At 68.1% G+C, this 22,097-nt stretch carries 24 protein-coding genes, 1 tRNA gene and 1 other RNA gene; 16 read left to right on the top strand and 10 right to left on the bottom strand.

The features are described 5' to 3' along the window. The first annotated feature begins 109 nt into the window (after window positions 1-109). The 5 genes from LQ771_RS00740 to LQ771_RS00760 all read left to right on the top strand — a co-directional run bounded on the left by LQ771_RS00740 (window position 110) and on the right by LQ771_RS00760 (window position 4,370). A complete protein-coding gene (locus LQ771_RS00740) occupies window positions 110-709 on the top strand; it encodes an anthranilate synthase component II (protein WP_231350503.1) in 600 nt (199 codons plus the stop codon). Next, the gene (gene trpD, locus LQ771_RS00745) at window positions 706-1,752 is read left to right on the top strand and encodes an anthranilate phosphoribosyltransferase (protein ID WP_231350504.1); all 1,047 of its coding nucleotides are present in this window, start codon (window positions 706-708) and stop codon (window positions 1,750-1,752) included. Before LQ771_RS00740 ends, trpD begins: the two co-directional genes overlap by 4 nt. Window positions 1,753-1,836: 84 nt before the next feature. Beyond that, window positions 1,837-2,631, top strand: a complete 795-nt coding sequence (trpC, locus tag LQ771_RS00750; protein ID WP_231350505.1) for an indole-3-glycerol phosphate synthase TrpC — start codon at window positions 1,837-1,839, stop codon at window positions 2,629-2,631. Between the two features lie 4 nt (window positions 2,632-2,635). After that, entirely contained in the window at window positions 2,636-3,310 is a 675-nt protein-coding gene (locus LQ771_RS00755) for an HAD family hydrolase (RefSeq protein ID WP_231350506.1), read from the top strand. A 91-nt stretch (window positions 3,311-3,401) separates the two neighbouring features. Then, window positions 3,402-4,370 carry a bifunctional helix-turn-helix transcriptional regulator/GNAT family N-acetyltransferase gene (locus LQ771_RS00760; protein WP_231350507.1) on the top strand — a complete coding sequence of 323 codons (969 nt, stop codon included), beginning with the start codon at window positions 3,402-3,404 and terminating at the stop codon, window positions 4,368-4,370. A 46-nt stretch (window positions 4,371-4,416) separates the two neighbouring features. Here LQ771_RS00760 and crp read toward each other — a convergent pair whose 3' ends face one another. Further along, a complete protein-coding gene (crp, locus tag LQ771_RS00765; RefSeq protein WP_231350508.1) occupies window positions 4,417-5,112 on the bottom strand; it encodes a cAMP-activated global transcriptional regulator CRP in 696 nt (231 codons plus the stop codon). A 274-nt stretch (window positions 5,113-5,386) separates the two neighbouring features. On the opposite strand from crp, the gene speD reads away from it, so the two are divergent. Both speD and LQ771_RS00775 read left to right on the top strand, forming a co-directional pair. Then, a complete protein-coding gene (gene speD, locus LQ771_RS00770) occupies window positions 5,387-6,172 on the top strand; it encodes an adenosylmethionine decarboxylase (RefSeq protein WP_091334588.1) in 786 nt (261 codons plus the stop codon). A 65-nt stretch (window positions 6,173-6,237) separates the two neighbouring features. Further along, complete coding sequence (locus tag LQ771_RS00775) at window positions 6,238-6,897, top strand: extensin-like domain-containing protein (RefSeq protein ID WP_231350509.1); 660 nt, start codon at window positions 6,238-6,240, stop codon at window positions 6,895-6,897. Here LQ771_RS00775 and coq7 read toward each other — a convergent pair. Together coq7 and LQ771_RS00785 are read right to left on the bottom strand one after the other, a co-directional pair. Next, complete coding sequence (gene coq7, locus LQ771_RS00780) at window positions 6,885-7,526, bottom strand: 2-polyprenyl-3-methyl-6-methoxy-1,4-benzoquinone monooxygenase (protein ID WP_231350510.1); 642 nt, start codon at window positions 7,524-7,526, stop codon at window positions 6,885-6,887. The two genes, LQ771_RS00775 and coq7, sit on opposite strands and share 13 nt — an antisense overlap. After that, window positions 7,523-8,722 (bottom strand): (Fe-S)-binding protein, encoded by a 1,200-nt coding sequence (locus LQ771_RS00785; protein WP_231350511.1) that lies wholly within the window; start codon window positions 8,720-8,722, stop codon window positions 7,523-7,525. The genes coq7 and LQ771_RS00785 overlap by 4 nt, the downstream gene beginning before the upstream one ends. A 131-nt stretch (window positions 8,723-8,853) precedes the next feature. Between LQ771_RS00785 and rplM the strand changes: the two genes are divergently transcribed. The 4 genes from rplM to LQ771_RS00805 all read left to right on the top strand — a co-directional run bounded on the left by rplM (window position 8,854) and on the right by LQ771_RS00805 (window position 11,703). Beyond that, entirely contained in the window at window positions 8,854-9,282 is a 429-nt protein-coding gene (gene rplM / locus LQ771_RS00790) for a 50S ribosomal protein L13 (protein ID WP_091334580.1), read from the top strand. A gap of 8 nt (window positions 9,283-9,290) precedes the next feature. Continuing rightward, window positions 9,291-9,683 carry a 30S ribosomal protein S9 gene (gene rpsI / locus LQ771_RS00795; protein WP_231350512.1) on the top strand — a complete coding sequence of 131 codons (393 nt, stop codon included), beginning with the start codon at window positions 9,291-9,293 and terminating at the stop codon, window positions 9,681-9,683. A gap of 54 nt (window positions 9,684-9,737) precedes the next feature. After that, window positions 9,738-9,811 (top strand) — tRNA-Gln (locus LQ771_RS00800). Between the two features lie 314 nt (window positions 9,812-10,125). Continuing rightward, a complete protein-coding gene (locus LQ771_RS00805) occupies window positions 10,126-11,703 on the top strand; it encodes an MASE1 domain-containing protein (RefSeq protein WP_231350513.1) in 1,578 nt (525 codons plus the stop codon). A gap of 92 nt (window positions 11,704-11,795) precedes the next feature. On the opposite strand, the gene LQ771_RS00810 is transcribed toward LQ771_RS00805, so the two are convergent. After that, window positions 11,796-12,287: a hypothetical protein gene (locus tag LQ771_RS00810; protein WP_231350514.1), complete on the bottom strand. Its 492-nt coding sequence runs from the start codon at window positions 12,285-12,287 to the stop codon at window positions 11,796-11,798. A 314-nt stretch (window positions 12,288-12,601) separates the two neighbouring features. Between LQ771_RS00810 and LQ771_RS00815 the strand changes: the two genes are divergently transcribed. After that, complete coding sequence (locus LQ771_RS00815) at window positions 12,602-14,488, top strand: chloride channel protein (RefSeq protein WP_231350515.1); 1,887 nt, start codon at window positions 12,602-12,604, stop codon at window positions 14,486-14,488. A 74-nt stretch (window positions 14,489-14,562) separates the two neighbouring features. Here the strand turns inward: LQ771_RS00815 and rpiA are convergent, their stop codons facing one another. From rpiA to LQ771_RS00845, 6 genes are all read right to left on the bottom strand, one after another. Further along, entirely contained in the window at window positions 14,563-15,198 is a 636-nt protein-coding gene (gene rpiA, locus LQ771_RS00820) for a ribose-5-phosphate isomerase RpiA (protein ID WP_231350516.1), read from the bottom strand. A 56-nt stretch (window positions 15,199-15,254) separates the two neighbouring features. Continuing rightward, complete coding sequence (locus tag LQ771_RS00825) at window positions 15,255-15,722, bottom strand: EVE domain-containing protein (protein WP_231350517.1); 468 nt, start codon at window positions 15,720-15,722, stop codon at window positions 15,255-15,257. Beyond that, window positions 15,719-16,324 carry a 5-formyltetrahydrofolate cyclo-ligase gene (locus LQ771_RS00830; RefSeq protein WP_231350518.1) on the bottom strand — a complete coding sequence of 202 codons (606 nt, stop codon included), beginning with the start codon at window positions 16,322-16,324 and terminating at the stop codon, window positions 15,719-15,721. The genes LQ771_RS00825 and LQ771_RS00830 overlap by 4 nt, the downstream gene beginning before the upstream one ends. Window positions 16,325-16,415: 91 nt before the next feature. Next, window positions 16,416-16,601, bottom strand: a non-coding RNA gene (gene ssrS, locus LQ771_RS00835) — 6S RNA. Between the two features lie 7 nt (window positions 16,602-16,608). Then, window positions 16,609-16,926 (bottom strand): cell division protein ZapA, encoded by a 318-nt coding sequence (locus LQ771_RS00840; RefSeq protein WP_231350519.1) that lies wholly within the window; start codon window positions 16,924-16,926, stop codon window positions 16,609-16,611. Continuing rightward, window positions 16,926-17,150: a TIGR02449 family protein gene (locus LQ771_RS00845; RefSeq protein ID WP_209617550.1), complete on the bottom strand. Its 225-nt coding sequence runs from the start codon at window positions 17,148-17,150 to the stop codon at window positions 16,926-16,928. Before LQ771_RS00845 ends, LQ771_RS00840 begins: the two co-directional genes overlap by 1 nt. Before the next feature lie 155 nt (window positions 17,151-17,305). Between LQ771_RS00845 and LQ771_RS00850 the strand changes: the two genes are divergently transcribed. The 4 genes from LQ771_RS00850 to cydB all read left to right on the top strand — a co-directional run bounded on the left by LQ771_RS00850 (window position 17,306) and on the right by cydB (window position 21,940). Beyond that, a complete protein-coding gene (locus LQ771_RS00850; RefSeq protein WP_231350520.1) occupies window positions 17,306-17,872 on the top strand; it encodes a UPF0149 family protein in 567 nt (188 codons plus the stop codon). After that, complete coding sequence (locus LQ771_RS00855; RefSeq protein WP_231350521.1) at window positions 17,869-19,179, top strand: aminopeptidase P N-terminal domain-containing protein; 1,311 nt, start codon at window positions 17,869-17,871, stop codon at window positions 19,177-19,179. Before LQ771_RS00850 ends, LQ771_RS00855 begins: the two co-directional genes overlap by 4 nt. A gap of 344 nt (window positions 19,180-19,523) precedes the next feature. After that, complete coding sequence (locus LQ771_RS00860; protein WP_231350522.1) at window positions 19,524-20,927, top strand: cytochrome ubiquinol oxidase subunit I; 1,404 nt, start codon at window positions 19,524-19,526, stop codon at window positions 20,925-20,927. Between the two features lie 2 nt (window positions 20,928-20,929). After that, window positions 20,930-21,940, top strand: coding sequence for a cytochrome d ubiquinol oxidase subunit II (gene cydB / locus LQ771_RS00865; RefSeq protein ID WP_231350523.1), 1,011 nt, complete (start codon window positions 20,930-20,932; stop codon window positions 21,938-21,940). The last annotated feature ends 157 nt before the right edge of the window (window positions 21,941-22,097 follow it).

The raw sequence follows: 22,097 nt of genomic DNA on the forward strand, positions 1-22,097 counted from the left end.
GTCGGCGGCCGGCCGGACCGGTGGCGACGCGGCCGGCGTTTGGCCGTCCATAGTGCGGGGACGGCGCAGCGGCTATGATGCACAGCATCATGACCGGGCGCGGCTTTCCATGCTTCTGATGATCGACAACTACGACAGCTTTACCTTCAACCTCGTCCAGTACCTGGGCGAGCTGGGACAGGAGGTGAAGGTGGTGCGCAACGATGCGCTGGACGTGGCCGGCATCCGCGCGCTGCAACCCTCGCACATCATGATCTCGCCGGGGCCGGGCACGCCGGACGATGCGGGCGTGTCGCTGGCGGTGCTGCGCGAGCTGTCCGGCGGGATCCCGGTGTTCGGTGTGTGCCTTGGGCACCAGGCGATCGGCCAGGCGTTCGGCGGCAGGGTGATCCGCGCCAAGCAGATCATGCACGGCAAGACCTCGCCGGTGCGCCACCGCGGGCAGGGCGTGTTCGCCGGTCTGCCGGATCCGTTCGAGGCCACGCGCTATCACTCGCTGGTGGTCGAGCAGGACTCGTTGCCCGATTGCCTGGAGGTCACCGCCTGGACCGAGCACCCGGACGGCTCGCTCGACGAGATCATGGGCCTTCGGCACCGGACCTTGCCGGTGGAGGGCGTGCAGTTCCATCCGGAGTCGATCCTTACCCAGCACGGCCACGACATGCTGGCCAACTTCCTCGGCCTGCCGCGGCGGAAACTGGCCGCATGAGCCCGCGCGAGACCGGGATCACGCCCCAGGAAGCGCTCCAGCGCACCATCGAGCACCGCGAGATCTTCCACGACGAGATGATCGCGCTGATGCGCCAGATCATGCGCGGCGAGGTGAGCCCGCTGATGACCGCGGCGATCATCACCGGCCTGCGCGTGAAGAAGGAGACCGTCGGCGAGATCACCGGAGCGGCGCGCGTGATGCGTGAGCTCTCGGCCAAGGTCGAGGCGCCCGCGCACCCGCATTTCGTGGATATCGTCGGCACCGGCGGCGACGGTGCCTCGAGTTTCAACATTTCGACCGCCTCGATGTTCGTCGCGGCGGCCGCGGGCGCGCGCGTGGCCAAGCACGGCGGGCGCAGCGTGTCCTCCAAGTCCGGCAGTGCGGACGTGCTGGAAGCGCTGGGCGCGGTGATCGACCTGAACCCCGCGCAGGTCGCCCAATGCATGGAAGAGGCCGGCATTGGTTTCATGTTCGCGCCGAACCACCATCCGGCCATGAAGGTGGTCGCGCCGGTGCGCAAGGAGATGGGCGTGCGCACGCTGTTCAACATCCTGGGGCCGCTGACCAATCCGGCCGGTGCGCCGAACATCCTGATGGGCGTGTTCCATCCCGACCTCGTCGGTATCCAGGTGCGCGTGCTGCAGGCGCTTGGCGCGCGCCATGCGATGGTGGTGTGGGGGCGTGACGGCATGGACGAGATTTCGCTCGGCGCGGCCACGCTGGTCGGCGAGTTGCGCGACGGCGAGGTGCGCGAGTACGAGATCGAGCCGGAAGATTTCGGCCTGGCGATGGCCTCCAGCCGCAACCTGCGGGTGGAGAGCGTCGACGAATCACGTGCCATGCTGCTGGATGCGCTGGGCGCACGCCACGGCGTGGCACACGACATCGTCTGCCTCAACGCCGGCGCGGCGCTCTACACCGCGGGCGTGGCAGGCGACATCGACGAGGGCATCGCGCTCGCGCGCCGGACCATCGCCAGCGGTGCCGCGCATGCGAAGATGATGGAGTTCATCGCCGTGACGCGCAGGCTTGCCGCGTAGGAGCGCACCTGGCGCGCCCCGGTTGTCCGGCACGCCGCTCCGTTGGCTTTTCCGCGCACAGATGCGCACCCACAGTTCAATGCCATGACCGACATCCTGCAACGCATCCTGGCCCGCAAGGCCGAGGAAATCGCCGAGCGCAGCGCCGCGCTGCCGCTGGCCGAGCTCGCCTCGCGCATCGGGGACCTGCCGCCCACCCGAGGCTTCGCCGCCGCCATCGAGGACAAGCTTGCCGCCGGCCTGCCGGCGGTGATCGCCGAGGTGAAGAAGGCCAGCCCCAGCAAGGGCGTGATCCGCACCGACTTCGATCCGGCCTCGATTGCCCGCAGCTACGCCGCCGGTGGCGCCGCCTGCCTCTCGGTGCTGACCGACCGCGACTTCTTCCAGGGCAGCGAGGCGTACCTCGAGCAGGCGCGCGAGGCCTGCGCGTTGCCGCTGCTGCGCAAGGACTTCATCGTCGACCCCTACCAGGTATACGAAGCGCGTGCGATCGGCGCCGACTGCATCCTGCTGATCGTCGCCGCGCTGGACGACGCGGCGCTGCTGGAGCTGTCGTTGCTCGCCGCCGAGCTCGACCTGGATGTGCTGTGCGAGGTGCACGACGCGGAGGAGCTGGAGCGCGCGCTGGCGCTGCCGGTCCCGCTGGTCGGCGTGAACAACCGCAACCTGCGCACGTTCGAGACCACGCTCGATACCTCGCTCGCGCTCAAGCCGCGCATGGCCGGCGAAGATCGCGTGCTGGTCGCCGAGTCGGGCATCCACACGCGAGAGGACGTGGCCCGCCTGCGTGCGGCGGGCATCCATGCCTTCCTGGTCGGCGAGGCGTTCATGCGCGCCGACGATCCGGGACGGGCGCTCGAGCAGTTGTTCGCCGCCTGACGCCATGGAAGGGCAGGGCACCCCAGCCGCCGGCGAGCCGCCGGTCGTGCTGTTCGATTTCGATGGCGTGCTGACCCACGCCGACACTTACGAGTTGTTCATCCGCGAGCACTATGCGCGCTCGGCCTGGCGGCAGTTGCTTGCGCTGCTGTCATTGCCCGGGCTGATGCTGCTGTGGCCGCTGACGCGCCGGCTGCGGCGCCCGCTGGTGCACATCGCGCTGCTGGGGCTGGACGAGAAGCGCTATCGCGTGGCGGTCGACGCGTTCGCCGCGGAACTGGTGCGCCGTCCCGGGCATTTCTGTCGCGACGGCGTGCGGGCGCTGCGCCGCCACCAGGCGGCGGGCGAGCGGGTGATCGTGGTGACCGGCTGCGAGCACACGCTGGTCGAGAGCCTGCTTGCCCAACTGAGACTCCCCGGGGTCGAGCTGGTGGCGTCACGGCTCAGGCCTGGTGTGCTCGGCCTGCGCCTGGCCCACCACAACGTCGGCACTGGCAAGCTCAAGGCGCTGGCCGCGCACGGCGTGCCGGCCTGGCAGCGCGCCTACGGCGACTCGCTGCATGACCTGCACATGCTCAAGGCGGCGGCCGAACCGGTACTGGTCAACGGCACCCCGAAGCTGTGCAAGCGGATCGAGCGGGCGCTCGGCCGCACGCTCGAGCGGGTGGCCTGGCACTGACCATCCGCGATGCCATCCCCGTATCGAGCTTGCAGGGGTGGCTCGTTCCGCAATACGTTAGCGCTTACGTATTTAGCTTCGCGGGCATCGCATGTATCTGGCCTCCCTCGGCAAACTCGCCCTCGGCAGCCGCCTCAAGGCGCTCAGCGACCATTTCTACGCGGCGGCGGACGAGGTCTACCGGGCGCTGGACGCGCCGATCGAGTCGCGTTGGCTGCCGGTGCTGCGCCATCTGTGGGATGAGGGCCCGAAAACGGTGACCGAGGTGGCCCAGGCGATCGGCCAGACCCATTCGGCCGTGAGCCAGCTTACCGACAGACTGGCGCGTGCCGGAATGGTCCGGCGCCAGCGCGATCCGGCCGACGGCCGGCGTACCGTGCTGGCACTCACCGGCAAGGCGCATGCCGCCCTCGCCGGGCTGGGGCCGATCTGGTGCGCGGTGCAGCGGGGCGTGAGCACGTCGCTGGAGGCGCACGCCGATCACCTGCTGGAGGCCATCGCGGCATGCGAGCGCGCGCTGCAGGCGCGTCCGGTCGTTGCCGCGATCCTGGCCGAGCACGAAGCGATCAAGGCGACGCCGCTGGAGATCGTGCCGTATGCACCGGCGCTGCGCGGGCACTTCTACCGCTTGAACGCGCAATGGCTCGAGCGCCATTTCCGCATCGAGGCGATCGATCGCGCGGTACTGGGCGATCCGGAGCGCCACATCCTGCAGCCCGGCGGGGCGATTTTCTTCGCGCGCCTGGGCACGGAGGTCATCGGCACCTGTGCCCTGCTGCAGGAATCGCCGGGCGTATTCGAACTGACCAAGATGGGCGTGGACGAGACCTTCCGCGGGCTCGGTGCGGGAAAGCGGCTGCTGGAGGCCTGTATCGCCGAGTTCCACCACCGCGGCGGGCAGACGCTGTTCCTGGAATCGAACAGCCGCCTGCAGACCGCCCTGCGGATGTACGAGAAGGCCGGCTTCGCCATGCAGCCGTCGGTGCGCCCGGGCTCGCACTACGAGCGGGCGGATGTCTACATGGTCTATCGGCCGGAGGCGCCCCCGCGACAGCCCTGAGGGCGTCGCGGGCGGGTCGCTGCCGGAGAGCGGCGAGGGCCCGGCGTCAGCGCGTGCCCTTGACCACGATGGTCTTGCCGGCGACGTCGATCATGCCCTGTTCCTCAAGCTGCTTGAGCACGCGGCCGACCATCTCGCGCGAGCAGCCCACGATGCGGCTGACCTCCTGGCGGGAGATGCGGATCTGCGTGCCGTCAGGATGGGTCATGGCGTCGGGCTCCTGGCACAGGTCCAGCAGCGTGCGCGAGATGCGGTTGGTGACATCCATGAAGGCCATGCGGCTGACCTGGCGCGAGGTGCGCAACAGGCGGTTGGTCAGTTGCGAACCGATCGCGAAGAGGATCTTCGGACATTCCTCGCGCAGCGGGCCTTCCATCAGCTGGAACAGGCGCTCGTAGCTTATCTCGGCCATCTCGCACGGGGTGCGGCTGCGCACGATCGACTCGCGCTGCGCCTGTTCCACGAACAGGCCCATCTCGCCGATGAACTGGCCGCGGTTCAGATAGGCCAGGATCAGCTCGCGGCCCTGCTCGTCCTCGGTGCAGACGGCGAGCGAGCCTTCGATGATGTAGTAGAGCGTGTTGGCCGGATCGCCCGGACGGATGATCGCCGTCTTGCCCGGATAGCGCCGACGGTGGCACAGCGCCAGGAAGCGCTCCATCGATGCCGGGTCTGGCGCGAAGCTGAGCGGCGCCTGGGATCGTTCGAAAGCCTGCTGGAGTTGGTATTTGAGTTGCGCCACGAGAGTATCCGCTGGTGAGCCAAGGCGCTGCCGCCAAGGCGTTACCATGCATCACGCGTCTTGCCTGATCAAGAGATGACGCGGGCTGCGGCCCGCGAGTTCTGTTTTCCGGGCTTTTGCCGCATACTTCGCAGTCTTTCGGCCAAGCTGCTCCCGGGCCGGAATCCTCGGGTCGCGCAGGATGAGGGTCCTGGCGCGTCTTCTTCTTTTCGCGGGGACCCTTGCTGCTAACCCGCCTCATCTGCTGGCCGCGCCCCGGCCATGGAGAGTCGCCGTGGTGAAACCGCTCCCGCGCCTGCGCCTGCAGGGCTTCAACAACCTGACCAAGGCCCTGAGCTTCAACATCTACGACATCTGCTACGCGGTGTCAGAAGATCAGCGCCAGCGCTACATCGAGTACATCGACGAGCAGTACGACGCCGATCGCCTCACCCAGATCCTCACCGACGTGGCCGAGATCATCGGCGCGAACATCCTCAACATCGCGCGCCAGGACTACGATCCCCAGGGCGCATCGGTGACGATCCTCATCTCCGAGGAGCCGGTGGTCGAGAAGCTCGGCCGCGACACCATTTCCGGTGCCGTGGTGGCGCACATGGACAAGAGCCACATCACCGTCCATACGTATCCGGAAACGCATCCGCACAACGGCATCGCGACCTTCCGCGCGGACATCGACGTGGCCACCTGCGGCGTGATCTCGCCGCTGAAGGCCCTCAACTACCTGATCGACAGCTTCGAGTCGGACATCGTGGTGTGCGACTACCGCGTGCGCGGCTTCACCCGCGACGTGAAGGGCAAGAAGCACTTCATCGACCACAAGATCAACTCGGTGCAGGACTACCTGGCGCGGCACATCCGGCAGAAGTACGAGATGTTCGACGTCAACGTGTACCAGGAGAACATCTTCCACACGAAGATGCACATCAAGGACTTCGACCTCGACACCTACCTGTTCGAGGCGCACGCGGACGATCTGTCCTTCAAGGAGCGCCAGCGGATCGAGTCGCTGCTCAAGCGCGAGATCGAGGAACTGTTCCACGGCCGCAACCTGATGTGATCGACGACCCCGCCGCGAGGCGGGGTCTTTCGTTGCGCGCACGCCCTCTCGGCCAGGTTGGCCCCATGCGCGCCTTCCTGCCGTCCCTGCTGCTGCTCGCCTTGCTTGCGCTGGCGTGGTCGCGTGACCGGCGTCCGCCTGATCGCTGCGCCCCGTGGGCGCCGCTGGATCTGCGCGCGATGCCGGACATGTCCGTCCGCTACAGGCTCGAGCGGCTGGGGCAGGAGCCGCGCGCCTGCAAGGCAGCCCTGGCGCGCGCCGGCGCGCGTTTCGATCCGGTGACTGATCGCAACGGCCCGGACCCGTGCGGCTGGGTCGATGCGGCGATCGTGACCTGTCCGCTGGCGGCGACGCTGGTGCTGCTCGACCGGCAGGTCCTGCAGCCGGCCGCTCGGCAGCTCTACCGGCGCGCCGTCACGCGGATCGACCATGTCGGCAGCTACGCCTGCCGCAACCTCTACGGTCGCAGCAGCGCACCGCCCAGCCGCCATGCGCGGGCGGCGGCGATCGACCTGACGGGATTCGTGCTGGCTGACGGGCGAGAGCTGCGCATTGCGGGCGGCTGGCAAGCGCCGGGCAAGGCAGGCGACCGCGCCTGCGAGGTGGCAGGCATGGTGCTGGGGCCGGACTACAACCGCGAGCAATGCAGCCACTTCCATCTGGAGCGGGCGGTTGGGGCCATTGCCGGTAAGCACCGGCATGGTCGCGCGCGTCAGATACGGTAGGCGACGCTCTTCATGACCAGCGAGCTGAGATGCATCAGCCCGGGGATCGGGAAGGGGAGATCGATCCCGCCGCGCGCCCTGGCGTTGTCGGCGTGACGCACCTCGTCGGCCTGCATCTGCGCGAGCACCGCGCGCGAGCGTTCGTCCTGCGCTGGCAGGCGTTGCAGGTGGTCTGCGAGGTGGGCCTCCACCTGGCGCTCGGTTTCCACCACGAAGCCCAGGCTGACCCTGTCGCCGACCAGCGCGGCGGCCGCGCCGATGGCATAGCTGCCGGCGTACCACAACGGGTTGAGCAGGCTCGGCCGGCTGTCCAGCTCGCGCAGGCGTTGCGCGCACCAGGCCAGGTGGTCGGTCTCCTCGTCGGCGGCGTGTTGCAGGTGGCGGCGGGTGTCCTCGTCGCGCGCGAGCGCGGCCTGGCCGTCGTACAGCGCCTGCGCGCAGACCTCGCCGGTGTGGTTGACGCGCATCAGGCCGGCGGCGTGGCGGCGCTCGGCGTCGTCGAGCGGCGCATTCTCCAGCGCCGTGGCGGGCGAGGGGCGCGCGGCTTCCGGTGCACCGGCGACGGTTTCCAGGGCGCGTTCGACACCTGCCAGCAGGCGGTCGAGCGAAGAGAGCGTGCGAACGTTCATGGCGGATTTCCGGGAATCAGTTGCTGCGCCAGCAGCACCAGCGGATGCAGGGTCGGCACGGCAATGCCCTGTCCGGCCAGGCCTGCCGCCAGGTGCAGCCGGCAACCGATATTGGACGACAGCAACGCCTGTGGCGCCAGCGTGGCGATGGCATCGAGCGTGGGAGCGCGCAAGGCCGCGGCGCGCTCGGGGAATTCCAGCAGGTGGCTGCCGGCCGCGCCGCAACAGCGCGGAGGAAGCGGCACGACCTCAAGCGCCGGCACGCGCCCGAGCAGCACCCGCAAGGCCTCATCGCTACGCGCCACGTTCAGTTGCGTGCAGGGCAGGTGGAGCGCGACGCGCATGGGAAGCGGGCGGAACTGCAGGCGATCGGCCTGCGCCGCGAGCAGCGCGCAGGGATCTTCCACCCTCACGCCGGGCAGGGCATGGCGCAGTTGCCCAAGGCAGCCGGGCGTCACCGTCACCAGCACGGAAGCGCCGCTGCCCCGCCAGCTTTCCTGCACGCGCCGCGCCCCCTGCTCCGCCGCCCGTGCGTCGCCGCCGTGGGCATCCAGTGCACCACAGCAGAAGGCTGGCAGCCGCGTCGCCGGATGGCCGGCAGCCTCCAGCAGGGCGACCGCCGCCTCTTGCGCGGCCGCGTCGTCCACGCTGCCCACGCACCCCGGAAAGAGCGCAACGTGAGCCAGCGCCGGTGCGCGTGGGGCCGTCTCCCGGTGCGCTGGTCGGAGGCTCGAAGACGTCGGTGACGCCGCCAGAACCAGTGCGGCGCGGAAGCGGGAGCGCCGTGGCAGCCAGCGTGCGAGTTGCGCGTACCAGCGGCGCAATCCGGAAAGCCGGGTCCATCGCAGCAAGGCGGGCCGCTTTGCCAGCGCGAGCAGCATCCGTGGCCGCCCCGGTGCAGGCCCGAGCAGGGTGCGCGTTTCGACCAGAAGCTCACCGAAGCGCACCTGGGCGGGACATACCCGCTCGCAGTTCAGGCAGCCCAGGCAGTGGTCCAGGGGGGTGCGCAGCTCGTCGGTGACCGGCGCCAGCCCCTTGGCCAGGGCCGCGGCGATCGCGATGCGCCCGCGCGGCGATTCGGCCTCGTTGCCATCCAGTGCATAGGTCGGGCACGCCGGCAGGCACAGGCCGCATTGCACGCACTGGTCGGCCAGCGCGGCGATGCGCTCGGACTTGTTCTCGGGCATGGGCGTCATGCTATCATTTGCAGCTCACAGTCGGCCGACCGGCAGGCTTGCGCGATGGATGACGGCTCCGCTATCATCTCGCGCCTTTGTTCCACCGATTCCGCTAACCGCCCCCGTGGCGGCAGACAGGTATTCTTGAAATGAAAACGTTCAGCGCCAAGCCGGAAAGCGTCAAGCGCGACTGGTACGTGGTCGATGCGACGGGCAAGACGCTCGGCCGTCTGTCCACCGAGATCGCCCGCCGCCTGCGCGGCAAGCACAAGCCGGAGTTCACCCCGCACGTCGACACCGGCGATTACATCGTCGTGGTCAACGCCGAGAAGGTCGCGGTCACCGGCGCGAAGCTGGACGACAAGATGTACCACCGCTTCACCGGCTACGTCGGCAATCTCAAGACCATGAGTCTGAAGGACATGCTGGCCACGCACCCGGAGCGTGTGATCGAGATCGCCGTCAAGGGCATGCTGCCGAAGAACCCGCTGGGCCGTGCGATGTACCGCAAGCTCAAGGTGTACGGCGGCGCCGAGCATCCGCATACCGCCCAGCAGCCGCAGGCGCTGGAGATCTAAGGAAACCCATGGCTATCCAGCAGAATTACGGCACCGGTCGCCGCAAGACCTCCGCCGCCCGCGTGTTCCTGCGCAAGGGCAACGGCGCGATCGAAGTCAACGGCAAGCCGCTCGACCAGTTCTTCGGTCGCGAGACCTCGCGCATGATCGTGCGCCAGCCGCTCGAACTGACGCAGAGCGCCGACAAGTTCGACATCAAGGTCACCGTCGCCGGCGGCGGCATCACCGGCCAGGCCGGTGCGATCCGTCTCGGTATCGCCCGCGCGCTGATCGAGTACGACGAGACCCTGAAGTCGCCGCTGCGCAAGGCCGGCTTCGTGACCCGCGACGCCCGCGAGGTCGAGCGCAAGAAGGTCGGTCTGCACAAGGCCCGCCGCGCCACCCAGTTCTCGAAGCGCTAACATCCGCTTCGAGGGACGATGCAACCGGTCAGAGCGCATCGTGCCCAAGGGTTTTGGGAGATCGTCTAACGGTAGGACAACGGACTCTGACTCCGTTTATCTAGGTTCGAATCCTAGTCTCCCAGCCAAACGAAAGAGGCCCGCCATTGGCGGGCCTCTTTTTTGCATGTTCGACGGAGGTGGCGGAAAGCCGGCTTGTCGTTCCGCTCGTTGCGCCCCGATGCGGAATCCTGCGACGCAGGGCACAACGATGGCAGGATGGTTGCCCGCCGTGCCGAGCCGGCTTGCGCTACGATGAGCACCACCGAAAGGCGATGGTAGGTTATTGGTTTCACTCGTTTTTCACGAAGCAAGTCGTTGTATAGATGGAATAACATGTCGACGTGGACCGGTCGCTGGATTGGGGTAATTCAGGCCATCCATGCCCAAGGGGGTTAGGACGATGCTGACAAGGATCTGGGACAACATCTGGCTCAGGCACGTGACCGTTGCGGCCGGTTATGCCCTGAGTTACCTCCTGCTTCGCGAGATTTCTTTCTCCCACTGGGTGCTGTTCGCAGGCTTGCGTCTGTGCGCCCTGATGTTGTTGCCGTATCGCTACTGGCCGGCGCTGCTGGTGGGCGAGCTGATTCCGCTCGGCTACCTCAGCCTGAGCTGCCTGGAACAGTACGGCTGGATGTGGTCGGCGATCATGCTGGTGCCGCCCGTTGGCCTGGCGATGCCCATCGTCCGCTTCTGCCGCGAGCAACGTCGCCTGTTTCCATCGCGCACGATCACCAGCATCAATGTGCTGCTGCTCTGTTCCCTGCTGGTGTCGGTCGTGTGGACCATCGCCGATACGTCGGCCCTGTTCGTGGCCACGGTCGAGCCGCGGCATGATTTCCGCACGGCGGCCGGGTGGTATTTCCTTGGCTCGTACATCGGCATCCTGACCGTCGTGCCGCTGGCGCTGGCAGTAAGGGAAGAGCTGGCCAGCCGGTCGCTCCGGCAGATTCTCGCGGGCGTCTCGGAGAGTCGCCTGGTGCTCGAGACGGTGTCGCTGCTGTTGCCGGCCCTGGCCTTGCTCGTCTGGCTGGCGTCGGGCGTGGCCGGTGATGCCAGTCAGGCTGCGCGGATGGCGATGTTCCTGCCGGTCGCCTGGCTGTCGCTGCGCCATGGCTGGCGCGGCGCCGCCGTCGGCGGCACGGCGGCAAGCGTCGCGGTCATCCTCACCATGCCGGTCGTTCGGGACCACGAAACCGTCCAGGCCCAGGTCTTCATCGCTTTCACCATCACCACGATGCTGATGCTCGGCGCGCGCATCGCGGTGCTGCATCAGCGCGAGAAGCAGGAACGGATGGATTCTCGTCTGGCGTTGGCGATGGCGCAGAGGAATGTCTATCTGGGTGAACTGCAACTGCGGCAGACATCCTATGCGCTGGAGCAGATGAGCGGGGCAATCCAGGCGTCCTACACCCAGTTGCTGGGCCGGCTGCGCTGCCTGCTGCCAGGAACCGACGAGCGCACCTACTACCGTCAGGCTGCCGTGGCGCAGCATCAGATGTACCGGCTGGCCGACTCGCTGTACCCGCTTTCTTGGCGCGACCGCGGGCTGACGGCCGCGCTGCGCGAAGGGTCGATCCCCCGTGCGCTTGACGAAGGCGGCATCGTCTACTGGTGCGACATCCAGGGAGATGTCGAACAGTTGTCCACCAGCGTCCAGATGGCGCTGTACCGGCTTGCCTCGGAAGCGATCGCGCTGGCATGCGCCAAGCGCAACGTCAGCAAGGTGCGCATGCGGTTGCGTAGCGGCCACTCCGGCGGGCGGCGCTGGGCAGTACTTTGCGTGGACAGCGACGTGGATTACGAGCGTCTGGCCCGCGTGCGCTGGGACGATATCCAGTCGGCCCTCGGTGGCAGTGGCATGGGCCTGGGCGCACTCAAGGATCGCGCCGGCATTTTCGAAGGCAAGGTCCATGCACGTGCACGAGGCACGGGCCATCGGATCAGCCTGATGCTGTTCGACCCGGAACTCGCCTGAGCGGAGGAAACCCGCGCCGTCGCCCCCGCTTCGGACAGGCAAAAAGAAAACCGCCCCGGAGGGCGGTTTTCTTTTTTCGTATCCCCCGGCGCTTACGGCGAGTGGCTGCTGCACTCCACCGGGTCGTCGCACGGTGCGGCGGCCGCGTAGGTCGTGGTATCGGGATTCACCGTGAAGGCAGTCGTACCGTCGCTCATCGGTGTCGCCCGCAGCTGGATGTTGTTGCCGCGATAGACCGTCTCGGCATAGGAGGTCAACGGCACGGCCGTCGTGCTGGTGGACGCGGTCTGCTGCGGGGTAGAGAGACGCTGCGCATCGCGACCCATGGGCAGCACCAGGAACTGCCCGCTCACGTTGCCAAAAGCCACGCGAACATTGCCGTACATGTCGTTCACCTGGACGTACTGCACGCCGTTGTTGGTGAACGTGTACACATGCCAATGCGTGCTCGCGCTCACGTCCTGTGCATTCGGCCAGGCTTGACCCAGGCCCGTGCCCGTTGCCGCCACGGCAGACGCCGAAAAGCCCATGACGACCAGGCCGGCGAGAAGCGCGCGGCGAGGCAGGAATTTGATCATAGCCATGTCCCCTTCTGGAATTTGCTCGTTGGTCGAGCAATCGCACTCTACCTTGCAAAAGTGATTTTTTCGCGAAAAGCCACGCTTAAACTGAGTGCCGCGTTAAGCTTTTGCTGTCGCGCGCGGCGAAGGGTCATCGTCGCGGCCGAGGTGCCGTCTGGCCGCCGCATCCGCTGTGGCGGCCCCATCTCCCGCGGAAGCGCCACGGCCCCGGGACAGCATCCGCGACCCATGGGTAGGGCGGCAGGCATCGGAGCTGAAGGGAGCCCTTCGGTTCCCTGGCCGGGAGGCGTAAAATCCCCGCTTTGCGCGTGATTTCGATGACCTCCCCCTCCGACAAGCCGGCTCCGCCGCTGGGCGTGCGCCTGGAAGGCAGCACGGACGCCCTGCCACTTTCTCCCGCGTTGGGAGTCAGCCTCGACGCCACCCGCATGCCACGCCGCTCCACCCTGGTGGACCGGCGGGTGCTGCGGATCACCGCGGTGTCGGTGGTGCTGGGCGTGGCTGCGGCCTTCATTGCCCAAGTGTTGACCTCCCTGATCGGGCTGGTCACCAATCTGGCGTTCTACGGTCGACTGTCGACCGACTTTTCCTCGCCGGCCGGCCATCACCTGGGACCCTGGGTCATCGTGGTCCCCGTGATCGGTGGCCTGATCGTCGGCGCGATGGCGCGCTGGGGTTCGCGCGCCATCCGCGGCCACGGCATTCCCGAGGCGATGGAGCAGGTGCTGCTCAACGAGTCGAAGATCCCGCCGCGGATCACTTTCCTCAAGCCGGTGTCCTCGGCGATCGCCATCGGCACCGGCGGGCCATTCGGCGCCGAGGGGCCGATCATCGCCACCGGCGGCGCACTGGGCTCGTTCATCGGGCAGCTCCTGCGGGTCACCGGCGGCGAGCGCAAGGTGCTGCTGGCGGCTGGCGCCGCCGCGGGCATGGCGGCGGTGTTCGCCTCGCCGGTGGCGGCGGTCGTGCTGGCGGTGGAACTGTTGTTGTTCGAGCTGCGTCCGCGTTCGCTGATTCCCGTCGCGCTGGCGACCGTGGCCGCCACCTCCGTGCGCTACGCGTTCCAGGGCACTGCGCCGGTGTTCGCGATGCCGGCGCTGGCCGAGCCCGGCGCTGTCGCGCTGGCGTGCTACGTGGGCGTGGGCGCGTTGCTCGGCCTGGTCAGCGTCGGTGTCACGCGGATCGTCTACGGCATCGAGGACGCGTTCGAGCGGCTGCCGATCCACTGGATGTGGTGGCCGGCGCTGGGCGGCGTGGCGGTGGGCGTGGTCGGTTATTTCGCGCCGCTGACGCTCGGCGTGGGCTACACCAACATCGAAGGCATCGTCAGCGGCGAATTCACGCTGCACACGCTGTTTTTCCTGTGCGTGATGAAGTTCATTTCCTGGTCGATCTCGCTGGGCAGCGGCACCTCGGGCGGTACGCTGGCGCCGCTGTTCACCATCGGCGGCGCGCTGGGTGCACTGATCGGACTGGGGCTCGCCGCATTGCTGCCGCAGTTCGGCATCGACTCGCGCATCGCTGCCCTGGTCGGCATGGCGGCGATCTTCGCGGGCGCCTCCCGCGCTCTGCTGACCGCAGTGGTGTTCGCGTTCGAGACCACCGGCCAGCCAGCCGGCCTGCTGCCGCTGCTGGGCGGCTGCACCGCGGCCTACCTGATCTCCGCACTGATGATGCGCAACACCATCATGACCGAGAAGATCGCCCGCCGCGGCGTGCGTGTGCCTTCCGAATACGCGGCCGACTACCTGGACCAGGTGGCGGTGGGCGATGCCTGTTCGCGCAACGTGGTGACCCTGCGCACCACCCAGACGCTGGGCGAGGTGCGCCACTGGTTGAACGAAGGTTCGGCCGAGGCGCAGCACCAGGGTTTCCCGGTGGTGGACGAGCACGAGCAGGTGGTGGGCGTGCTGACGCGGCGCAGCCTGCTCGATCCGCAGTGGTCCTATTCGCTGCCGCTGGCCGACCTGGTCATCCGTCCGCCGATGATGGTCAAGGAGGATCATTCGCTGCGCGAGGCCGCCGACCACATGGTGGCCGAGCAGGTCGGCCGGCTGATCGTGGTCAGCAAGGATGCGCCGCACCGGATGGTCGGCATCATCACGCGAGGTGACCTCTTGAGCGCGCACAAGCGCCGGTTGCAGGAAGCGCGCCAGGCCAGTCGTCACCTGCGCTTCGGCCGCAACGGCGTGCGTGCGGCCTGAAGCGTGGCCACCGGGGCAGTGGGCTGACCCACTTCCCCGATGCGGGAGTGGCCGGAGCTCTCCCGCTCCCCGGACTACATTTCCTTGTCGCCCACCAGCACGATATCGGCCGGGCGCCGCGCGAACAGGCCGACGGTGACCACGCCCGGAATCTGGTTCAGCTCGGACTCCAGCGCCACCGGATCGGTGATCTGCCAGCCGTGCACGTCGATCACCCAGTTTCCATTGTCGGTCACCACGCCGTCGCGCCACACCGGCTGCCCGCCGCGCTTGACGATCTCGCGACCGACCAGGCTGCGCGCCATCGGGATCACCTCGATCGGCAGCGGAAAGCGGCCGAGCAGGTCCACGCGCTTGCTCGAATCGATGATGCAGACGAACTGCGCGCTCGCCTCGGCGACGATCTTCTCGCGGGTGAGCGCGGCGCCGCCACCCTTGATCAGCCGCTTGTGCGGATCGCACTCGTCGGCGCCATCGACGTACAGCGAAAGCGGCCCGGTGGCATTGAGGTCGAGCACCGGTATGCCGTGTCGCTTCAGTTGCGCGGTCGACTGCTCGGAACTGGATACCGCGCCGTGGATGCGGTGCTTGATGCCGGCCAGCGCGTCGATGAAGAAGGCCACGGTCGAGCCGGTGCCGACACCCACGATGGCGCCGTCCTCGACGTAGCGGATGGCGGCTTCGCCGGCGAGGCGCTTTTCGTTGCTCATGGAGGTTTCCTTGGGGAGGTCTGCGCGCCTGCCGTCGGCGGGCGTCGGATCGGTGGTTACTCGAGCGCCAGGATGAATTCCCAGTCCTGCGCGCCCACCGGCATCACCGACAGGCGGTTGCCCTTGCGCACCAGCGCCATGTCCGCGAGCGCGGGCTGGTTCTTGAGCTCGTCCAGCGTGATCACGCGCTTGAGCTTGCGCACGTACTTCACGTCCACCAGCATCCAGCGCGGGTTGTCGCGCGAGCTGGCAGGGTCGAAATACTTGCTCTTCGGATCGAACTGGCTCGGGTCCGGGTAGGCCTCGCTGGCCACCTCGGCGATGCCGGCGATGCCCGGTTCGGCGCAGTTGGAATGGTAGAAGAAAACCTTGTCGCCCTTGCGCATGCCGTCGCGCATGAAGTTGCGCGCCTGGTAGTTGCGCACGCCGTCCCAGGGCTCGCGCTTGCGCTGCCTGAGGTCGTCGATGGAGAAGGTGTCCGGCTCGGACTTCATCAGCCAGTGGGAGTAGGGCCGCTCGCTCATCGGGAGGCTTCCGGGTGGCAGTCGATCAGTTCGCGATCGGTGGCGATGTAGTCCAGCGGTACATCCCAGGGTTCGGGCGCGATCGCGGGCAACTCCTGGAAGTCGTAGGCGACGCCGACCAGAAGTGGCTCGGTGGGGCGTGCCTGGTCGTTCAGGAACGCAAAGCTGCGGTCATACCAGCCGCCGCCGTAGCCGAGCCGGTGACCACGGCGGTCGAAGCCCAGCAACGGGACGAGCACCAGGTCGAGCTGGAACGGAGCGAACCATTCCCGCGGCGCCACCGGTTCGGGGATGCCATAGCGGTTGGGCTCGACATCCTCGCCGGCCGACCAGGGGGCGAAGCGCAGTCCCCGGTCCTCGCCCAGTACCGGAAGCAGGAAGCGCTGGCCGCGCGCAGCCAGTGGCGGGATCGCCAGGTTCAGCGGCAGCTCGCCATCGCAGGCCCAGTAGCCGGCCACGCGAGCGTCGGTGTGGTACTCGGGGAGCTGTTCGAGGCTGTGCCTGAGGCCCTGCGCGGCGGCGATGCGCTGCGCCGGCGTCAGTGCGCGGCGGCGGGCGGCGAGATGCTGGCGCAGTTCGCGGCGTTGGGCGGTGGCGTCCACGTTCGCGCATCTCCTGGCAAGAGGGCGCGACGGCGCCGCTCACGCACCCGGCCGACGTTGCGTCAACGTCGGCCGGGGCGGAAAAGAGGTGGCGTCAACCGCGATGCCGCTGCCCACCGAACGACCTTGATCCTTTTGGATCAGGTGGGAGGACTACATGGCCTTCAAGGCTTTCCGCACGCGGCGGACATGCACAACAACCATGTGAAGCCGACCCGGGGTCGTATGTAGGAACAAGGCAAATGTAAGAGTGTGCTGGCGCACACCGCAGAAAACGCCGGGGACTATCTTACTTGCGCGTCGAGCGCCGCTTCAAGCTTGCGACGCAATGCGGCGAGACCGTCAGTCACGCTGCGATCAGCCCCGTCGTGTTGTCTGCGCAGGCCCAGGTACTCGTGGGTCACGCTGATCGCCGCGAGCACCGCCAGCCGGTCGAAACCGGGCGTGCGGGCATTGGCGCGCAGCTCGCGCATCTTCTGGTCGAGGAAGGTGGCCGCGGCGAGCAGGCCCTCGCGCTCCTCGGGGGCGCAGGCGATCAGGAATTCGCGATCCAGCAGGCGCAGCGCGACCGGCTCGGAAGCGGGGGAGGGCGTGCTGCTCATCAGCCGTTGTTCTCGAGGGCTTTCAACCGTTGGATCATGGCCTCGACGCGCGTGCGCGCCTGGTCGTTGCGCGCCATCAGGCCCGCCCGCTCGTTGGCCAGCTGTTCCTGGCTGTGCCGCAGGCTGCGGTTTTCCTCCTGCAGCCGGCGCACGAGGTCCAGCAGGCGGTCCAGCTGCTGGTTCAGGGTGGCCAATTCCTGCTGGACGGGATCGGGCGTGCTCATGGTGTGAAATATAGCAAGCCTGCCGCGGGAAAAGGTGCGGCATTTCCCCATGGCGGCGCGCAGGGGCGCGACCGCCTGTCCGGCCGCGCCCAGGCGCTCTCCTACAAGAGCCCGGGGCGATTAGACTTGGTGGCCGATCCCCGTGGAGATCCGCCATGACCGCCCCCGATTTACTCGGCTACGACGAGCTGGATGCCGCGCTCGTGCGCATGCGCATCGGCGCGGACGCGAGCGAGCTGCATGGCTCGCTCTGCGGCTACCTGGCCGGCGGGGGCTCGCTGGAAAGGCAACCGTTGCTGGCGGCGCTGGCGTTCGAAGGCGGCGAGGCGGTCGTGCCGGCACCGCATGACCAGGCGCTGCTGGAGCGGCTGGCGACCCAGTCCCGCGGCGAGCTGGCGGACCCCGAACTCGGCTTCGAGCCCTTGCTGCCGGCGGACGATCGTCCGCTGGCCGAACGTGCCGAGGCGCTGGTGGAGTGGTGCCGGGGCTTCCTTGGCGGCTTCGGCCTGGCCGGCGCCGGCACCCACGCGCAATTGTCCGAAGAGGCGCAGGAAATCCTGCGCGACCTCACCACGATCGCCAGTTCGGCCTTCGATTTCGGCGACGAGAGCGAGGACGAGGATGCGCTGATCGAGGTGCACGAGTTCGTGCGCATGGGCGCCATGCTGTTGTTCGCCGAGATCCACTCCGCGCAGCGCCCGGCGAACGACACCCTGCATTGAGCATCGCGATCGCCGAATTCGCGCGCCGTCGGCGCCAGCTGATGCGCATGGCCGGCGCCGACGCGGCGCTGCTGGTCGCCGCCGCGCCCGAGCGCATGCGCAACGCCGATGCCGCCTGGCCGTATCGGCAGGACTCGGACTTCCACTATCTCACGGGCTTTCCGGAAGCCGACGCCGTGCTGGCCCTGCTGCCCGGTCGCGCGCACGGCGAGGCGGTACTGTTCTGCCGCGAGCGCGACCCCGCGCATGAGCGCTGGCACGGCGAGGTGGCCGGCACCGAGGGCGCGGTCGGCAGCTTCGGGCTGGACGATGCGTTCCCGATCGAGGACATCGACGACATCCTGCCGGGCATGATCGAGGGGCGCGCGCGGGTGTACTGCCATTTCGGGCGAGAGCCTGATTTCGATGCGCACCTGCTCGGCTGGATGCGCCGCCTGCGCCAGTTGCGCGGCGGGGGCGTGGTGCCGAAGGAATTCGTGGCGCTGGGGCATCTGCTGCACGACCTCAGGCTCTACAAGTCGCGGGGCGAGCTGAAGCTCATGCGTCAGGCGGCGGCGATCGCCGCCGAGGCACACGTGGCGGCGATGGCGGCCGCGCTGCCTGGACGGCTGGAATACGAAGTCGAGGCCGAACTGCTGCGGGTGATGCGCGGCCGTGGCGCGGTGCCGGCCTTCCCGCCGATCGTCGCCGGCGGGGTCAACGCATGCACCATGCACTACCTGGCCAACCGCGCGCCGCTGAAGGACGGCGATCTGCTGCTGATCGACGCCGGCGCCGAGGTGGACTGCTACGCCTCCGACATCACGCGCACCTTTCCCGTCAACGGGCGCTGGTCGCGCGAGCAGCGCGCCCTGTACGAGGTGGTGCTGGCCGCGCAGCAGGCGGCGATCGACGAGGTGGGACCCGGTCGCCCGTTCGATGCCGCGCACCACGCGGCGGTGCGGGTGATCGCCGAGGGCCTGTGTGCGCTGGGACTGCTCAAGGGCTCGGCCGATGCGGCGATCGACAGTGGCGCGTACAAGGCCTTCTTCCCCTCCAAGACCGGGCACTGGCTGGGGCTGGACGTGCACGACGTGGGCGATTACCGCGTCGATGGCGATGCGCGCCTGCTGGAGCCGGGCATGGTGGTGACGGTGGAACCGGGCATCTACGTACCGCCCGACCTGCGCGGCGTGGCCGAGCGCTGGCGCGGCATCGGCATCCGCATCGAGGACGACGTGGCGGTGAGTGCGGACGGGAACGTGGTGCTCACGGAGGCCGTGCCGAAGGAGCCGGAGGAGCTGGCGCGGGTGTTGGGCAGGCGTTGAACCCTCGCGTGCGCGGCGTCGCTTCCGTGCGATCAATGCTGCACGGATGATGGCTCTTCGGGTGCCGCGCCGCGCCCGGCGCTATCCCGTCTCCCGCGAGAGGGCTCGCGCGATGCGCAAGCCCGTGCGCGCCGGGCGCCTGCAGGGCGGAGTCGAGGGGCCGGGTTGAAACGCGCCCCTCCCGGAGGGCGCCGACGCGCGGGTGAGGATCCGGGCAGGGCGCCCCATCCATTCATGGCGAAGGCTCCTGCGGCGCCACGCCGCGCGGCAGCCTGTCGCGATGCCGCGGCCGTCACGCCGCGCGTGTCTATAGTCGCCGATGCCCTTCCCCCCGGGAGTGAAGCATGCCGACTGCCGAGTTCCTCTCGCGCCTGCAGTTCGCGTGGGTGATGTCCTTCCACATCCTGTTCCCCGCCTTCACCATCGGGACGGCGGCGTGGCTGGCGTTCATCGAGGGCGTGTGGCTGGTCAAGCGCACCGACCTGTGGCGTGACCTGTATTTCTTCTGGCTGAAGATCTTCGCCGTTGCCTTCGGCATGGGCGTGGTGTCGGGCATCGTGATGAGCTTCCAGTTCGGCACCAACTGGGCCGGCTTCTCGATCGCCGCCGGCAACGTCGTCGGTCCCCTGCTCAACTACGAGGTGCTGACCGCGTTCTTCCTCGAAGCGACCTTCCTGGGCGTGATGCTGTTCGGTTGGAAGAAGGTCAGCGACAGGATGCATTTCCTCGCTACCTGCATGGTTTGTCTCGGCACCCTGCTGTCCTCGTTCTGGATCATGTCCGCCAACAGCTGGATGCAGACCCCGGCCGGCTACGAGATCCGCGAGGGCGTGTTCTACCCCGCCGACTGGTGGCAGGTGATCTTCAATCCCTCGTTCCTGGTGCGCCTGCCGCACATGGTGCTGGCCGCGTTCATTTCGACCGCCATGGTGGTCGGGGGCGTGTCGGCCTTCTATCTGCTCAAGGGGCGCTTCGTCGACCGCGCCGGGGCGATGCTCAAGCTGGCACTGGCGTTCCTGGCGATCGTGATTCCGATCCAGATCGTCATCGGCGACATGGCGGGCCTGAAGGTGCGCGAGTACCAGCCGGCGAAGCTGGCCGCCATCGAGGCGCGCTGGGAGACCGCCAGCAGCGTGCCGCTGGCGCTGTTCGCCTGGCCCGACGAGCAGGCCGAGGCCAACCGCTACGCGGTGGAGGTGCCGCACCTGGGCAGCCTGATCCTCACGCATTCGTGGGACGGCGAGGTCAAGGGCCTGAAGGATTTCCCGCGCGACGAGCGTCCGCCGGTCAAGATCCCGTTCTTCTCCTTCCGTGTCATGGTCGGTCTGGGCCTGCTGATGCTGGCGCTGGCGCTGGTCGGGTTGTGGCGCTGGAAGCACGGCACGCTCTTCTCCGGTCGCGGGTACCTGAAGGCGTGGGTGGTGATGATCCCCTCGGGCTTCGTCGCGTTGCTGACCGGCTGGTGGGTCGCCGAAGTAGGTCGCCAGCCCTGGGTCGTGCAGGGCCTGATGCGAACCTCGGAAGCAGCCACGGAACTGCCGGCGGGTAGCGTGCTGGCCTCGCTGGTCACCTTCGTGGTGGTCTACCTGGGCATCTTCGGCGCCGGCATCTGGTACCTGCTCAAGCTGTTCCGGGACGGGCCGCTGCCGGCGCCGCAACGCGGGCAACCGGCCACGCCGGTGCACGGCAGCCGTGCCCGCACACCGGCGCGTCCGCTGTCGGCACCCGACGATCCGATGGGAGACTGACGATGGACTGGGCGACCGTTCTCCCCGTGGTGTGGTTTTTCATCATCGGCTTCGCGGTGATCATGTACGTGCTGCTGGACGGCTTCGTGCTGGGGCTGGGCATCCTGCTGCCGTTCGCCGACGACGAAGACCAGCGCGACCACATGATGAACACCGCCGCGCCGATCTGGGACGGCAACGAAACCTGGCTGGTGCTCGGTGGCGCGGGTTTGATGGCGACTTTCCCCAGGGCCTACGCGGTCGTGCTGTCGGCGCTGTACCTGCCGATCCTGGCGATGCTGATCGCGCTGATCTTCCGTGGCGTGGCGTTCGAGTTCCGTTTCAAGGCGCACACCTCGCGCTGGCTGTGGGGCGTGGCCTTCAGCGTGGGCTCGGTGGTCACCGCCTTCGCGCAGGGCCTGATCCTGGGCGCGCTGGTCGAGGGCATGCCGTTGACCGGCGGCAAGTACGTACAGGGCGCGTTCGGCTGGTTCAGCCCGTTCGCGGTGATGACCGGCGTGGCGGTGGTGTTCGGTTATGCGCTGCTGGGGGCGACCTGGCTGATCCTCAAGACCGAGGGCCGGCTGCAGCGTATCGCCTTCGATCTCACCCGGCCGCTGATGCTGGCGGTGATCGGCTTCATGCTGATGGTCAGCGCGTGGTTGCCCTTCCTGGATTCGCAGCTGATGGAACGCTGGTTCACCGGGGCGCACATGCTGTGGCTGTCGCCGGTGCCGGCCCTCACGGTGCTCGACGCAGTGCTGTTGTGGCGGGCGGTGCTGAAGAACCGCGAGGTGCAGCCGTTCGTGCTGGCGCTGTGTTTCTTCGCACTCGGCTTCATCGGGCTGGTGGCGGGCATGTGGCCGAACATCGTGCCGCCGAGCATGAGCATCTGGGACGCCGCCTCGCCGCCGTCCTCGCAGGGCTTCGTGCTGGTCGGGGCGGCGTTCCTGATCCCCGCGGTGTTGGCCTATACGGTGTATTCGTACCGGGTGTTCCGCGGCAAGGTGCTGGCCGGCGAGGGGTACCACTGACGCACCGCTCTTCGTAGGAGCCCGCTTGCGGGCGATGCCTTGCTCTTCGGGGATTCGGGATTGGGGATTCGTCAAAGCGGAGCCGTGCTTCGCTTTCCCGACTCCCGACTCCCGACTCCCGACTCCCGACTCCCGGTTGCGTGCGAAGCGCATCGCC

Source organism: Frateuria soli (assembly GCF_021117385.1).
GTDB lineage: Bacteria > Pseudomonadota > Gammaproteobacteria > Xanthomonadales > Rhodanobacteraceae > Frateuria_A > Frateuria_A soli.

Bases quoted from the DNA above. Each gene is read 5' to 3' on its own strand.
- LQ771_RS00740 (WP_231350503.1), top strand. From the start codon at position 110: ATGCTTCTGATGATCGACAACTACGACAGCTTTACCTTCAACCTCGTC.
- cydB (WP_231350523.1), top strand. From the start codon at position 20,930: ATGGACTGGGCGACCGTTCTCCCCGTGGTGTGGTTTTTCATCATCGGC.
- LQ771_RS00810 (WP_231350514.1), bottom strand. From the start codon at position 12,287: ATGGCTATGATCAAATTCCTGCCTCGCCGCGCGCTTCTCGCCGGCCTG.
- LQ771_RS00845 (WP_209617550.1), bottom strand. From the start codon at position 17,150: ATGAGCACGCCCGATCCCGTCCAGCAGGAATTGGCCACCCTGAACCAG.
- LQ771_RS00755 (WP_231350506.1), top strand. From the start codon at position 2,636: ATGGAAGGGCAGGGCACCCCAGCCGCCGGCGAGCCGCCGGTCGTGCTG.
- LQ771_RS00850 (WP_231350520.1), top strand. From the start codon at position 17,306: ATGACCGCCCCCGATTTACTCGGCTACGACGAGCTGGATGCCGCGCTC.
- LQ771_RS00840 (WP_231350519.1), bottom strand. From the start codon at position 16,926: ATGAGCAGCACGCCCTCCCCCGCTTCCGAGCCGGTCGCGCTGCGCCTG.
- LQ771_RS00815 (WP_231350515.1), top strand. From the start codon at position 12,602: ATGACCTCCCCCTCCGACAAGCCGGCTCCGCCGCTGGGCGTGCGCCTG.
- LQ771_RS00760 (WP_231350507.1), top strand. From the start codon at position 3,402: ATGTATCTGGCCTCCCTCGGCAAACTCGCCCTCGGCAGCCGCCTCAAG.
- rpiA (WP_231350516.1), bottom strand. From the start codon at position 15,198: ATGAGCAACGAAAAGCGCCTCGCCGGCGAAGCCGCCATCCGCTACGTC.
- LQ771_RS00805 (WP_231350513.1), top strand. From the start codon at position 10,126: ATGCTGACAAGGATCTGGGACAACATCTGGCTCAGGCACGTGACCGTT.
- rplM (WP_091334580.1), top strand. From the start codon at position 8,854: ATGAAAACGTTCAGCGCCAAGCCGGAAAGCGTCAAGCGCGACTGGTAC.
- LQ771_RS00785 (WP_231350511.1), bottom strand. From the start codon at position 8,722: ATGACGCCCATGCCCGAGAACAAGTCCGAGCGCATCGCCGCGCTGGCC.
- trpD (WP_231350504.1), top strand. From the start codon at position 706: ATGAGCCCGCGCGAGACCGGGATCACGCCCCAGGAAGCGCTCCAGCGC.
- LQ771_RS00860 (WP_231350522.1), top strand. From the start codon at position 19,524: ATGCCGACTGCCGAGTTCCTCTCGCGCCTGCAGTTCGCGTGGGTGATG.
- rpsI (WP_231350512.1), top strand. From the start codon at position 9,291: ATGGCTATCCAGCAGAATTACGGCACCGGTCGCCGCAAGACCTCCGCC.
- coq7 (WP_231350510.1), bottom strand. From the start codon at position 7,526: ATGAACGTTCGCACGCTCTCTTCGCTCGACCGCCTGCTGGCAGGTGTC.
- LQ771_RS00825 (WP_231350517.1), bottom strand. From the start codon at position 15,722: ATGAGCGAGCGGCCCTACTCCCACTGGCTGATGAAGTCCGAGCCGGAC.
- LQ771_RS00775 (WP_231350509.1), top strand. From the start codon at position 6,238: ATGCGCGCCTTCCTGCCGTCCCTGCTGCTGCTCGCCTTGCTTGCGCTG.
- trpC (WP_231350505.1), top strand. From the start codon at position 1,837: ATGACCGACATCCTGCAACGCATCCTGGCCCGCAAGGCCGAGGAAATC.